Source organism: Variovorax paradoxus (assembly GCF_024734665.1).
Lineage (GTDB): Bacteria > Pseudomonadota > Gammaproteobacteria > Burkholderiales > Burkholderiaceae_C > Variovorax.
Window position 1 is genome coordinate 5,605,644 of record NZ_CP102931.1, and the last position, 13,568, is coordinate 5,619,211.

Annotated in this window: 14 protein-coding genes; 1 reads left to right on the forward strand and 13 read right to left on the reverse strand. The window is 62.7% G+C overall.

The features are described from left to right. Window positions 1-112: 112 nt before the first annotated feature. The 12 genes from NWF24_RS26445 to NWF24_RS26500 form a co-directional block, all read right to left on the reverse strand. The gene (locus tag NWF24_RS26445; protein ID WP_258351137.1) at window positions 113-1,246 is read right to left on the reverse strand and encodes a DUF2169 family type VI secretion system accessory protein; all 1,134 of its coding nucleotides are present in this window, start codon (window positions 1,244-1,246) and stop codon (window positions 113-115) included. A 37-nt stretch (window positions 1,247-1,283) separates the two neighbouring features. After that, a complete protein-coding gene (locus tag NWF24_RS26450; RefSeq protein ID WP_258351138.1) occupies window positions 1,284-1,583 on the reverse strand; it encodes a sulfurtransferase TusA family protein in 300 nt (99 codons plus the stop codon). After that, window positions 1,580-2,074 (reverse strand): hypothetical protein, encoded by a 495-nt coding sequence (locus NWF24_RS26455; RefSeq protein ID WP_258351139.1) that lies wholly within the window; start codon window positions 2,072-2,074, stop codon window positions 1,580-1,582. Before NWF24_RS26455 ends, NWF24_RS26450 begins: the two co-directional genes overlap by 4 nt. A 27-nt stretch (window positions 2,075-2,101) precedes the next feature. Then, entirely contained in the window at window positions 2,102-3,085 is a 984-nt protein-coding gene (locus NWF24_RS26460; protein ID WP_258351140.1) for a hypothetical protein, read from the reverse strand. 31 nt (window positions 3,086-3,116) lie between these two features. Beyond that, entirely contained in the window at window positions 3,117-4,124 is a 1,008-nt protein-coding gene (locus tag NWF24_RS26465) for a hypothetical protein (RefSeq protein ID WP_258351141.1), read from the reverse strand. Window positions 4,125-4,139: 15 nt separating this feature from the next. Further along, window positions 4,140-5,771, reverse strand: coding sequence for a DUF4150 domain-containing protein (locus NWF24_RS26470; RefSeq protein ID WP_258351142.1), 1,632 nt, complete (start codon window positions 5,769-5,771; stop codon window positions 4,140-4,142). 19 nt (window positions 5,772-5,790) lie between these two features. After that, window positions 5,791-7,782: a type VI secretion system Vgr family protein gene (locus NWF24_RS26475; RefSeq protein WP_258351143.1), complete on the reverse strand. Its 1,992-nt coding sequence runs from the start codon at window positions 7,780-7,782 to the stop codon at window positions 5,791-5,793. Between the two features lie 308 nt (window positions 7,783-8,090). Further along, on the reverse strand, window positions 8,091-8,534 hold the full coding sequence (locus NWF24_RS26480) for a hypothetical protein (protein WP_258351144.1): 444 nt from the start codon (window positions 8,532-8,534) through the stop codon (window positions 8,091-8,093). Window positions 8,535-8,581: 47 nt separating this feature from the next. After that, on the reverse strand, window positions 8,582-9,661 hold the full coding sequence (locus NWF24_RS26485) for an alpha/beta hydrolase (protein WP_375338413.1): 1,080 nt from the start codon (window positions 9,659-9,661) through the stop codon (window positions 8,582-8,584). 1 nt (window position 9,662) lies between these two features. Next, on the reverse strand, window positions 9,663-10,514 hold the full coding sequence (locus NWF24_RS26490) for an aldo/keto reductase (RefSeq protein WP_258355356.1): 852 nt from the start codon (window positions 10,512-10,514) through the stop codon (window positions 9,663-9,665). Between the two features lie 14 nt (window positions 10,515-10,528). Further along, window positions 10,529-11,335 carry a (R)-mandelonitrile lyase gene (locus NWF24_RS26495; protein WP_258351146.1) on the reverse strand — a complete coding sequence of 269 codons (807 nt, stop codon included), beginning with the start codon at window positions 11,333-11,335 and terminating at the stop codon, window positions 10,529-10,531. 194 nt (window positions 11,336-11,529) lie between these two features. Beyond that, the gene (locus NWF24_RS26500) at window positions 11,530-12,075 is read right to left on the reverse strand and encodes a DUF2867 domain-containing protein (RefSeq protein ID WP_258351147.1); all 546 of its coding nucleotides are present in this window, start codon (window positions 12,073-12,075) and stop codon (window positions 11,530-11,532) included. 150 nt (window positions 12,076-12,225) lie between these two features. Between NWF24_RS26500 and NWF24_RS26505 the strand changes: the two genes are divergently transcribed. Beyond that, a complete protein-coding gene (locus NWF24_RS26505) occupies window positions 12,226-12,579 on the forward strand; it encodes a nuclear transport factor 2 family protein (RefSeq protein ID WP_258351148.1) in 354 nt (117 codons plus the stop codon). Window positions 12,580-12,585: 6 nt separating this feature from the next. Here the strand turns inward: NWF24_RS26505 and NWF24_RS26510 are convergent, their stop codons facing one another. Continuing rightward, the gene (locus NWF24_RS26510; RefSeq protein ID WP_258351149.1) at window positions 12,586-13,512 is read right to left on the reverse strand and encodes a LysR family transcriptional regulator; all 927 of its coding nucleotides are present in this window, start codon (window positions 13,510-13,512) and stop codon (window positions 12,586-12,588) included. Window positions 13,513-13,568: the final 56 nt, after the last annotated feature.

Consider the following 13,568-nt stretch of genomic DNA (forward strand, 5'->3'; position numbering starts at 1 on the left):
TTGGTTGGTGATCGCACGTGGGGTCCGAGACCAGTCTAGGTTTGGATCTTCCGTCAATCAATCCAATTGAGTGAATTGAATTCATAGCGGCGGACTATGATTTCTGCTTCACTCAACTCTTGGCCGGCGCACCCGGCAACCGGTCATGGTTGACGTACTGGCGCCCTGCTTCCAGGAGTCTCGAAGGGTTCTCGACCTGCAGTTCCATCAGATGAATGCCTGACCGCTTGGGCACCCAGCATCGCCACGTCAGATAGACCGTCGCCAGATCGGAGTTCAGATCCACATGGACGCCGTCGAGCATCATTTCCTGAGGGGCAGTGCCTCCATCTTTCCAGTGCGCCATGGCGGACAGCTGCACGCCAGGCAGCCAGACCTGAATGTGGGTGTGGTCCGGATGCATGTGAAGAAGCTGCAGTTCTTCATCGCCGTTCAGGCGCTCCCGATGAATGAGGTCCGGCGCCGCGTACTGGTAGAAGCGGTAGTCGAAATCGTCCGGCAGCAGAGGATGCTTCGACGCGAGCCATGTATCGTCGAAAGTGCCCGTGTATTGCTGGCGGGAACGCCAGACCGGCGGAAGCGGAGCGAAGCCTTGCGGCACGTAGTCACGGCGACGCCAATCGAGAACGGGATCAGCGGGATCCTCGATGCAAGGTGCGGGAATATCGACATCCGAAGGGCTGTGGTCTTCATCGACGATGCCGCATCCGATCGGGTTGAAGCGATGCACGTCCGTCGGTGTCTCATCGTCTCCCGAGCCGGGTATCGGGCCTCCAAAGGCCCCGCGCCAGTCGAGTGCGACGGCCTTGACGGGACGGGCCTGCGAGAGCGCCCAATCCTTGCCGGTCGATCTGTCTTTTTCTTGTTCCTGCGTGGTGGCGCAGCGCCAGACTCTCGGCCCGTGGACCCTCAGAACCTTTTCGAGCTTGCCCAGACGCACGCCGGTGATCCACGAGCGGGCTTCCACGCCCTGAGGCGCCCAGCTCGCGCCCAGGATGGTGAGGTCAGCCGCCGGCTTGAAAGGCACGATGTCGCAGGTCCGCACCAGCAGGCCGTTGGCTGCGTCGCCTTCGTAGCGGTCGGCAAGTTCGAGTTCGTCCTGTCGGGGCGCGAGCACCAGCGGAGCGTTCGGCACGACATGGAAGCTGCCCCGCACAGCGAGCACGGCCATGTTGGTACCGTCGCTGTGAAACTGCGAAAAGGCCAGAGCGGAAAAAGGCGTGCGATTCTCGAGGTGTGGCGCCATGACTATTGGGTTGAAGACCGTCGAAGCTTGCTTGCCGTCACTGACGCAGCACGGTGAAGATGACGCAATCACCTTCGCGGCGAATGGCAAAGAGTTGGGCCGGGAGCGAGGCCATGGCCTGCGGAATATCGGTGAACGCCGCGGGATCGTCCGTGGTCAGGATGAGCACCTGCCCTGGTGCACTGCGGCTCAACGCCTTGCGCAATCGCAATATGGGCACCGGGCAGCGCGTGCCGCAGGCATCGATCTGAAGGGCGTCGCTGGTTTCGGGCGCAGCCGGGGCTGGCCGTGCGGACAGGAAGGGAGCGGTCGACGGATCCGGCGATGGGCTCGTCACGGTGTGCCCATCGTGCGGAAGTCGGGCATGGTCACGATGCGCTGCAGATGCAGGCTCTCGATGCCTGCCAGGGTGGGTCTGAATCCGACGCCGACCACGCGGCCATCTGGAAGGTAGTGGACGACGCGGTAGTTGCCATCGCGGAAATCGACACTGCGGCCGAAAGCCGTGTCGGCGCTCAACTTGCGTTTGGCGCTCTGAGGCGTCTCAGCGCTGACGTTGAGACCGAAGGGCAGAGGAAGCCTGGAGGCATCGATTTCGAGGTCATAGAGCACCCACGCTTGCGGATCGGCTGATGCGGCGCGTTCGGCGAAGGGGTAGAGCAGCGTCATCTTCAGACCGCGCGAAAGGCTTGCGTAGTCCACCTTCTTTGCAAGCCCCGAGGGTGGGCACTCGGTAGGCGTCAGCTCTGCCCACGAGGCAAATTCCAGCAGCCACTCGGCGAGGCCGCAGCAACCGATGCGCTGCGCCGCCTCGCTGACCCAATCCATATCGCGTTTCCACCGTGCCATGACTGCCTATCGGATCGGGGGATTACCGGGAAACGGAATGCGTTCCCAGACCGTGCCGTCGAAGCGCGCGATGTCGGCATAGCCGATGGACCACAGGACGTCGTCGACCACCTGCAAGACGTGACAGCCGCGAGACTCCGGGACCAGACCTGTTCGGACGGGTTCGATCATGCTTTTTTCGCGGACGTACAACCCATCGGACGCCGCAAGATAGACCCTGCCCTTATAGACCTTCACGTCGCTATAGCTTCGGCTGCCGGCAATTGAGGAGAGGTCCGAAAACCCGTTCGCCTGATTCCCGAGCAGCAAGGTCCCGTTCTTGCCGCACACCCAGACGGATGCCGAATCTCCGATGCAAAGCCCGCTCAGTTCCTCGCTCTCCGTCGCGAGCTTTTGCCATACGTCACCCTTTCGAAAATAGAGCAAGCCGGCGTTCGTCCGCAAGTCCCACCCCACCGCATAGATGGCATCCTTATTCTCACCATCGACGGCATTGAGAAAGATGTTGTGCGTCCCCTCTCGCTCCTGGAGAAGGCCGCGATCGACGTGTTGCCAGGTCCCGTCTTCGTCACGCGCGTAGATTTGCCCGCCGATACCGCAGGCATACAGCCGCTCGCCGATCTGGCGAAGAGCGATCAGGTATCCCCAGCCTTCCGAGTCATCGGCCCACAGGCCGGCGCCAGCGACGCGCTCCAACTCTGGCGCCTTTCCGATCGGCAGGTGGACGATATCGCCGTCCTCCGACGCAAGAACAATGGACGCGGCGGCCATGGACGACGAGCGATACAAGGCGCCTGCCCGAATTGTCAAAGGCAAATCGAAGTACTGCCATTGCACATTCTTGTCTGCATCGAATATGCAGATACGTGCAAAGCTATCGAAACGCTCTTCGTATTTCGAACAGGACACGACCAGGAAGTCGCGCGACGCGGCAACGCCTGTTTCGATCCTGAACTCAACTTCTTCCGGGGAGGTGTTGAACTGTTCCATTGATGTTGCGCTTCGACAATGTCACAGCTATTCACCGGATCGACGGATTGCCTGGGAACGCAATACGCTCCCAACGCGATCCGTCGAAGCGCACGATGTCGGCATAGCCGATGGACCACAGCACCCCATCGACCACCTGCAAGACGTGGCCATCCGCATGGTCTGGATCGAGCCCCGTCTGGACGCGTCGCGTCGTGCCGTTGTCATGGACGTAAAGACCTCTCTCCGTCGCCAGGAAGATCTGCCCGTCGTAGCTCGTGATATCGACGTAGCTACGGGTGTCGTCGAGCTCCGAAACGTCCTTGAATCCATCGATGCGATTTCCGTGCAGGACGGTTCCACGGCGACCGCACGCCCATATCGAATCGTCGCGCTCGACATGGATGCTGCTGATCGACGCGAAACTGGACGTCATGGGCTTCCAGCCACGGTTGTTCCCGCAGAACAGCACGCCATCGTTCACGTTCGCGCGCCAGCCTCCGACGTAGACCTCCTGTTCGTGGGGCCCGGCTATGGCGTTGAGGGTGAGCCCGCCAGTCTCGGTCTTGCCCCGCAGCAATCCGGTACCGATCTGCTCCCAGGTTCCGGCATCCGATCGCCGATAGACCTGGCCGCCGCCGCCGCAGGCATGGAGGCGACTGTCGATCTGCGCGATCGCGTTCATGGTCCCCCATCCCTCGGAGTCGTCGCTCCACAGCCCCGATCCCTCGATGCGCTCTGCGATGGGTTCGCGGCCGATCGGCAAATGCATCACATCGCCTTCCTCTGTCAGGAAAACGAAGGCAGTCACTGTGCTCGCAGCGGATGCACCGGCTTCCTGCTTCGGCGAGAAGAGCGTCGCGCGCGAAATCGTCGTCGGCAAGTCGAAGTAATTCCACGGCGGGTTCGCCCCCCCGCGGTATCGGCACATCCGGGCAAAGCCTCCGAAGCGGTCCTCTCCATTGGAACAGGCAAGGAAAAGATCATCACGTGAACGTGCAACCGCGGCTTCGAACATGAGCGGAAACGCGCCGGGCTTGATAAGAGGGTGTATTTCCATGCCTTGAGAGTCCTTTCAATCCATGGGCCACGATTTCGTCAGCAGATCGCGAAGTTCCGCGGTCGTTTTCATCAGGCCTCGGCCAAGCGTATCGGCAGGAATGTCCTTGAACGCATCCCTTATGGGCTTTTCGAACTGGCGCTTGCAATCGGGCTTGACCTTGTCGAGTGCGTCAATCGAGATGTCCAGCACGTCCTTCAATGTGATCGTTCCGTTGCTCGACAGCTTCGCACGCATGCCGTCCGAGATCTGCCGATGCACCTCCGTGTGATCGTCTTTATTCAGGCAGATCGACGGACCGTTCCCCAGCGACGGCGCTCCGGGCATGCGAAGACCCGGGTCCAGGCGCGTACCGACACGTAGTATGAAGTCCGGAATGATGTGGTGCGCGGCCTCTCCTTCCGAGCACTTATTTTCGTCGTAGGGCTCGGGCTCGCATTCGTCCTTTTCGCCGGTGATCCGCCCACCGTCCTTGCCGCCTCCACCTCCGGTTTCGGGTGTCGGCGCCGGTGCGGTGGTCGTCTGCTGTTGAGGGCGGGCTCGCAGTTCTGCAATCTGCCGCTCCACCGACGCGCGCACCTCGGCGTCGAATGTCCTGTACTCCGGAATCCACAGGAAGCTGTCGTTGAGCCGACCTTCCTTGTATGCCGTGAGTTGGTCCAGGGCCTGGTCATAGATGGCCTGCTCCTGGGGATTTTGCGGGTTGATGCCGTCGAGCACATTTTGCGCGTCATAGGCAGCTTCGATGTGGTCGCCAATGGGCTTGAGCAGAAGGATCACGCCGATCCAACCGGCTCCCTTGCCTCCCTTTCCGAAAGGCGCCGGGACCTTCGGGCGCGGCATGGTGGTCGGAGGCCGCCATGTCGGCGCATCCGTCACGGGACCTTTGGGGGCGGTATCGAGAAAAGCCAGCATGACCGGCTTTTCGTCGAGCGCAGTGCGCAGGAGCGAACTGAAGCCCGCGGTGCTCGCTGCGCTGGTGATCCGCGCCTTGCCGGTCTTCTCCTTGTCCGATTCGTAGTACTCGATCACCGCCCCATCGGCCTGCGCTCTGGCCAGCAACGCCTCCGCTTCGCTGTCATCGATGGCCGGTCCGTCCTCGGGTGGCCAGTATTTGTCACGGTCCTTCTTGTAGATCAGCTCACCGACCGTGTTGCGCTTGTTCATCCAGAAGGCGTCGCCGTCACGCACCAGCCACTGACCGTTGACGCGCACGACGGTGGAGGCGGTCTTGGGCTCTGCAATATCACCAACGGTCCCCGACTTGACGCCTTTGGCTGCCCCAGGTTCATCGCCCGTGACATGCGTGACGACGCTGTCGAACTTGAATGCCTTGAGACTGGTAAGGAAGACGTTCTGCGATGTGTTGGCGTCGTCGCCGAGTTTGCCGGTGATCTGGTAAGGGATGGGCGGCGTCGATGAACCGATGGGCGTCTTGCAAACATCGGGCGCGGTGCACACCACGATCGCCTTGCCCACGTCGCGGCCTGTTTCGGGTGGTGCGTCGCTGGCGGGCGTTTTCGGCCCCGGCTTGCCCAGGATCACCGCAACGCGGCCAATCCGCCCCACTCCCAAACCGGTGGATGGCGCACTACCTGGCGTGGCGAGAGCAGACGCCGACGCACCGGCCTTAGGGTCCAACGCCATGAAAGAGGCCCTCGCTGCCTCAGCAGAGATCGATGACCTTGCCGTTGATCCGCACCGCGCCAGTGGCGCGGAAGTCGAACCTGGCACCGGTGAGCGTGACCTGTCCGTCCTTCGTCATCTCGAGCCGGCTCTTGCCAACCGTGATGACGAGCTTCTCGCCCACGTCGAGCGAAAAGTCTTCGCCGATGGTTTCGTTCTTGCTCTTGCCGACGGCCACCGTCTGGGTAAGGCCGACCAGCGAGGTCTTGGCTATGCCCACCTCCTCCGACGAGGTGAGCGCCACGAAGCGATTCATGTTCTGCAGCACGGTCAACAGTTCGTTGGCCTTGATCGTCTCCATGCGGTTGTTGCCGATCGTGATGGTCTCGTCGTGGCCCACGGTCTCGGTGCGGTCGTGCCCGACGTGAACCGTCTCGTCGTGGTCGATGGTCTTGCTGCGGTCGTGGCCTACCCAGTGGGTTTCGTCGTTCTCGACCTCGATGTCCTGGTTGCGCTCGGCATGCAGCCACACCTGTTCCTGGCCCTTCTTGTCCTCGAAGCGCAGTGCGTTGGCATTGGCATCCGTTGCGCCTTCGGAACTGCGCGTGAGCAAACCGCTTTGCGTGGCGTTGTCCGGCAAGGTCCACGGCGGCATGTTGTCGGCGTTGTAGACCCGGCCCGTCACGATGGGGCGGTCGGGGTCGCCGTTCTCGAAGTCGACGATTACCTCCTGGCCGATGCGCGGAATCTGGATGCCGCCGAAATTGGTGCCGGCCCAGGGCGAGGACACGCGTACCCAGCAGGAGCTGTTTTCGTCCTTCGTGCAATAGCGATTCCAGTGAAAGCTCAGCTTCACGCGGCCGTACTGGTCGGTCCATATCTCGCGGCCCGCCGGGCCTGTGACGATCGCGGTTTGCGGTCCCGTGGTTCGTGGCCGCGGCACCGTTGGCGTCGAGGCCCTGTAGACCTTGCTGGTTGGAATGACCTCGAACTCCACACGGCACTCGAACTCCTGCTGCGAACTCGCATCGCCCACGTCCTGCAGTCGCAGACTCGTGTTCGTCACAAGGTACTGCCGGTTCGATTCGTTCTGGGGATGCCGCTCCAGCGTGATCAGGTACCCCGGCACCACGGCCCGCAGGTTGCCCGCACCGTTGGCGCGCTCGCCCTGGCTGCCCGTCTCTTCCATGCGTGTACGCACCAGCTGCTCGCCTTCGGACTCCACGACGTAGTCGCCCGGCCAGTCGTAGCGCTCCCATGAGTTCTGTGCGGTCTTGCGCGGCATTGCGCTGACCTGCTGCAGCTCGGCCTTGGGGCGCTTGAAGTCGAAGTCGTCGGTGATCCAGCGGCCGCTTTGCAGTTCCTCGCAGGCATTGAAGCGGTCGCAATGCTCCTCCCGCACGGTGGCATCCGTCGCATGGAAAGGAATGGTCTGATAGCCCGCGTGGGCGAACGGCTGGTGCGAAGCCATGTCATCGACGACGACCAGCCTGTGATTGTTCTCTTCGTGTTCGAAGTAGTAGTAGAGCCCCCATTCGTGCAGCAGCCGTGCGACAAAGTCGTAGTCGGTCTCACCGTACTGCACCTGGAATTCGCGCGGCGGGTAGCTGCGGGTGGCCCGCACATCGAAGGGAAGGCCGTATTTGCCGAGGACATCCTTGACGATGTCCAGCACGGTCTGGTTCTGGAAAATTCGGTAGTCGCTGGTGCGCGTCGCCAGGGTCAGCCAAGGCTCGATCGCGGCTTCGTACAACGCACGGCGATTCTCCAGGCGCAGGAACCTCACACGCGTTACCAGGCCAGAGATGTGGCGCCGGTCCGGGCCTGAGCCGGGACGACCGTCCAGCACGACATGCGCGGTGAGCGCCTCGCCGACCAACTGCTTGATGGTCACGTTGGCGGCCTGACGCTCGTTGTAGCCAGGCTGCTCGGGCGTGGCGAGCGTGAGGGTGTAACGGAACAGCGTGCTCAGGCCTTCGCTGCCTTCGATGGCCACCGGCTCCAGGGCCGGCTCTCCGCCGAGTGTGGGCATGGCAGCCGCAGAAACGCTCAGAACGCGCGCAACTTGCGTAGAGCCTGTTGGCATGTGAGATCTCCCTGATGCTTGAACTTACAAGGCAGGACGGGGACCGTGATGCCCGTGGTCCCGTCGAAACTCGTTCGCTACTTTAGTAAAGACCCGTTACCCATATATGACCTGAAAACCGTCCAAGTCATTTTTCTCATGCGTTTGCGAACTTCTTCTGTAAGAAATACAGCCTCCTCTCCAGCGGCCCCTTTCTTTTCTTAATTCTTTTTTGGACACTGGGCGCTGCTGGCTGTAGCAGGGCAAGAGAAACTTCATCGAGCCGTTTCGGCGGATGTCTGCAGCCGCGTCGCGCAGAATTCCGGCTCGATGGAAGCTGCATCCACATGCTCCTTTCTCGCAAACCGAAGCCGCCTCCTTCGAGGCTCATGCAACTTCACGAGTACATCGACCTGCTCCATGGAGGCACCGAGGATCACGCCGCGAGCGATGCAATCAAACGCAGTGCCGTGGAGCTTGCCGGCAGTCTTTGCGAACCCCTGCGATTGAATGCATGGACGGCTCCCGGGCTGGCGCAGGTTTTTGCCCGCCAGCAGCCCATGCTGGATTGCCCTGATTTCGGCGTGGCGGAGGCGGCGAACGAAGCCAACATCCGTCGCTGGATTCCGTTGCTGAAAGACAAGACGACTGCGTTCGCAGTCATCGAGCGGCGCGGCGGAACGTACATGCAGGTGTTCGCCGACGCCAAGGGCTTTCAAGCGCTGGGAGTGGTTCGAGCTGTAGGCGGCCTTGGGGCAAGGCCAACTCAGTCCAGGCCCTTCCGCGCGAGAAACCCGGACATCAGGTCCGCAACCTGCACGTTGTTGAGATCGGAGAACGGGAAGTGCGTATTGCCGCGGATGCCGAGCTCCGGCAGATGCACCAGCGTTGCGTCGCCGCCGTGGCGGTTGATCGCTTCCGTCCACAGCCGGGCCATCGCCAGCCGCACGCGCCAGTTGTCCTCGCCGAAGTTCTTCGAGGGCTCCTCGGGAATGTTGTCGCCGTAGTAGACGACGATCGGAATCCGCGTCAGCTTCGCAAACTCCGCCTTCGGCACCGCGAATCCTTCGAGCGGGCCCGTCATGCTCTGCATCGGCGCAGGCACCTCGCCTTCGGGAAAAACGAAGCCGCTGCCCGGCTCATAGGACACGACCGCGCGCACATTGGGGTTCTTCATCGCGGCTATCCATCCCAGCCCGCCGCTCTGCGAATGAGTGACGAGCACCCCTGGACCGATGCGGTCGAAGAGCGCCGAAACGGCATCGGTCGCGACCTTCGCGTCGAACGGCCCGGTGTCCGGAACCATCTGCCTGAAGTACTGGTTCAACGCCTCGGGATCTCGCGAGAACTGCGCGCCCGCGAAGAAGTCGGGCCAGCGGCCCAGGCGGAACATGTTGAACCAGCGCTGGTCGTCCGGTGCAGCGCTGATGGTCGTGCCCACCGTGCTTCGCGCCGCACCGCCGCGCCGGGGCTGGTCGACCAGGTAGACCGGGAAGCGGCGTCGCAGGAAGATGGTCTGGTAGCCCTCCCGGCCATCGGCGGTGGTCTCCCATGTCTTGCCGAACTGCCCGAAGCCGTGCCACATCACGAGGGGAAGCTTGCGGGCGTCGACCGGCACCTGATAGAAGACACGCGCATGATCGCCGTGCAAAGTCTGGCCCTCTGCTCCGGGGCTGCGGATCACCGTGCCGCCGACGGCGAAGCTGCCCTGTTCCTTGATCATCAGCGCAGCCGGCTGCGCGTTTCTGTCGTCGGCCGCATGGGCGGGCACCACGCAGGTCGCGAGCGCCAGCGCAGCGGCAATGAGTACGCCAGCCACTGGCGAATTGTTCTGCCCGGAGTGCATCTCAGACGCCGAGCCGCCGTTCGCTCATCCACTTGACGATTGCCGGATCGCGATGCGAGAAGAAGCTGCTCGTGCCGGTTTCGAGCTCTGCGATGCGAGCCATGTCCGACTCATCCAGCTCGAAATCGAAGACGTCCAGGTTCTCGACCATCCGCTCCTTGCGCACCGACTTGGCGAGCGCCACGATGCCGCGCTGAACAAGCCAGCGCAGCACGACCTGCCCGACCGACTTGCCGTACTTTCCGCCGATGTCCAGCAGGGCCTCGTTACCGAACAGGTTGTTGCGGCCCTCGGCGAACGGCGCCCACGCCTCGGCTTGCACTCCGTTGTCGTGCATGAACGTCGCGCTGTCGGTCTGCTGATGGAAAGGGTTCACTTCCACCTGGTTCACCGCGGGCGCCACTTCGTTGAAAACCTTGATGTCCATCAGCCGGTCAGGGTGGAAGTTGCTCAGGCCGATAGCGCGGAGCTTGCCGGCCTTGTGGGCTGCTTCCATCGCCCTCCACGATCCGTGCACGTCGCCGAAGGGCTGATGGATCAGGTACAGGTCGAGGTAGTCGAGCTGGAGGCGGCGCAGCGACTTGTCGATGGCCAGCAGGGTGCGCTCGTAGCCGTTGTCCTCGACCCAGAGCTTCGTCGTGACGAACAGCTGGTCTCGTGCCACGCCGCTGCGGCGCAGTCCCTTGCCGACAGCCTCTTCGTTCATGTACGAAGCTGCCGTGTCGATCAGGCGATAGCCGGTTTCAATGGCATCGACCACGCTTTGCTCGCACTGCGCCGGGTCGGCAATCTGGAAGACGCCGAAGCCGAGGAGCGGCATCCGTACGCCATTGTTCAAAGTCACGTACTGCATATCGAGTCCTTTCATCAAGGCCGCGTCGCGAACACTTCGCGGGCAACGCCGGTTGCCGTCACCGCGTTGGGCCAGCCGGCATAGAAGGCGAGGTGCGTCAGTGCCTCGACCAGCTCGTCTTTGGACAAACCGTTGTCGAGCGCGCGGGACATGTGCGAGCGCAGCTGGTCGGGCCGATTCATTGCGATGAGCGCACTCACGGTGACCAGGCTCCGGTCGCGCGGCGAGAGACCCGGCCGTGCCCACACGTCGCCGAACAGCACGTCGTCGGTGAGCTGAGCCAGCTTCGGAGCGACGTCGCCAAGCAGGCGCTGGGCCTGCGATGGCTGCGCCGGCCCAGCGGCTGCAGCAGCCTGCGGCGCGCCGTACTGCGCATCGCTGACCTGCTCAAGCCAATCCACCGCCTTGCCATCGAGAGCTTCCGTGATGGCGATGTGCGTCATCGCGCTGGTGGGAGCGGCCCCATGCCAATGCTTCATGCCCGGCGGAATGTGCACGACGTCGCCTACCTTGATCTCTTCGATCGGGCCGCCGAGGCGCTGCACGCGCCCGACGCCAGCGGTGACGATCAAGGTCTGCCCCAGCGGATGTGTGTGCCACGCAGTGCGCGCACCGGCGGCGAAGCTCACCGAGCCGGCGGACGTGCGCTCAGGCCCGGCCGGCGTGTAGAGCATCTCGACACGGACGCTCCCGGTGAAATTCTGTGCAGGCGCACTGTTCGCCGTGCGTGTGCCGGCCCGGGAAATCTGCAACTCGGGCTCGGCGGCCGCCACGGGCGGCAACATCGAAAGGGCCAGCGCGGCTGCGGCGAAATGCTTCATCGGGTTCTCCTTGGTTGGCTGCGCGGACGCAATATCCACGCAGTCTAGGAGCCGCATCCACACCCGAATAGACGGCAAACGCTTGTTGGATTGACAAGCCGGAACGGACAATCGGCGCTGCCGCGCCCGGCTTACTCGCAGCACGTGTTGCGGAGAACATCCTTGGGCCTCGGTGCAACGGATACAGCACGCCTCTATCTCGCGGCTGCCTTGGGCCAACCAATATGTGCAGCGCGACGAAGACTGGCTTTCACAACCTGGCGATGAAAAGGAGCGATAACCAATATGTAGGCTCGGCCCAGGAGGTTGTGGCAGTGGACGACGGTTGAGACAGTCAGTTGACCACCGAGCGTTGGAGACAAGTCGGGCGTGTGGAGTACCGACAGTCTGAAATCGAGGTGCTTGTCGTCCTCGCCCAAGACGATCTCGGTTTCGCTTTTGCCGTAGACCTTGAAGATGCCAATGCGGTCGGCGTTGGCTTCGCTGGAGAGAGTCGCGAGGTGCTTGGCGGTCTTCAGACCAAAGCACGCAACGATTGCATCCCGGGCGTTGGTGAGCCATCCGATCCAGGATGGCTGCTGCGAAATAAGGAATCGCCACAGGACCTCTGGATCGCTAGAGGCGCCAAAAGGAAGTTGAACCGCAAATGCGTCTGCGAGATTCGTTGATTCATAAATAGTAGCGACGGCAGACTGCGTGGGGAGAGCAACCGGCTTTACTGGCGTGAGTTCACTTGGCATGAATGGCACTCCGAGGTCTAACGGATGACATGAGGGGCATCTTATGCCTTGCAGGTCGCACTGGACTCCATAGTGGGCACAAGTGGAGAAGCTCAGCCTCCTGCCCGTCGCGGTATTCGCGGCGGCGACTGTGGACGCTACAGTGCTCTCATGACCGACACAAACATGCTCCCTCCTGACTTGCAAGCCGCCATGCGTACACGAGACGAAGCCTTCTATGCCGTCGATCCGGCGCAGTGGGGCAAGTACACCGCGAGCGACTTCACGACTGTCCAGCAGAACGGCCAGTTCATGTCTCGGGCCGAACGGATCGGCAACCTTCAAACGCAGAAGCAGCGGCCCTATGTCCCGCGCGAACGTGAGCAACACGAACAGCAAGGCGATCTTGTAGTCACTCGCTTTTTCAGCGGCGGGCTATGGGTAGTGGAAGTCTGGAAGCGCATCGACGGTGCATGGGCCACCGTGATGACTCAAGCCACCACGGCGACTTCCACCACGCCCTGACCCAACTCACGCCGCTCCTGTTTGCTCATTCAGCGGCCGGCAAACCTCCAGCACCACTCCGCGCAGCCACCGATGCGCGGGTTCCCGATCAAGGCGCGGATGCCACATCTGCGACACGGTGATCTGCTCCGTGGGCATCGGCAGCGGGAACGAGCGCAGCGTGCCACGCGCCCTCAGGTGCTCGAAGTACGAAGACGGTATCAGCGCCACCAGGTCGGTCGCGGCCGCTATCGACAAGGCGGTGCTGAAGCTGGGCACGACGACTGCGGTATTGCGCACCAGGCCCATCGCTGCGAGAGCGTCATCCACCGGTCCCACAGTCCGGCCGTGGCGTGAAGTGACCACGTGGTCGCAAACGGCGTAGCGCTCGGCAGTGATCCCGGGTTCGGCGAGCAGGGGATGGCCCTCCCGCACCGCGGCGACGAAGCGGTCGCGGTAGAGCGCCTGAACGCGCACCTCCGGGCCCGCCTCGCCGAGAACGCCGACATCCAGATCGATCAATCCCTCGCGAAGAGGACGAACGTCCTTGTCGGGCTTGGGCGCGAAGCGCAGGCGAACGCCGGGCGCTTCGTGCGCCGTGCGAGCCACGAGCCGATGCGCGAAGCCTTCGATGAAACCATCGTTGGCCCGTATGGTGAACAGTTGCCGAAGCGTGCGAGGGTCCATGCTCGCGCCGGCGGGCTGAAGCACCGCGCGTGACTCCTGCACCAGCTCCCTGACACGGTCGCGCAGTGCCAGTGCATGCGGCGTGAGCACCATGGCGCGACCCGCGCGCACGAGCAGCTCGTCCCCGGTCGATTCCCGCAATCGCGCGAGCGCCCGGCTCATGGCCGATTCGCTCAGGCCCAGGCGCTCGGCGGCCTTCGCGACGCTGCCCTCGGAAAGAAGTGCGTTCAACGCAAACAGCAGGTTCAGGTCGGCATCTGTTGGCATGCCCGAAACCTAGCACGGCTGCGATGGTTTCGACAGGCGCCGCATGCAGGAACAAG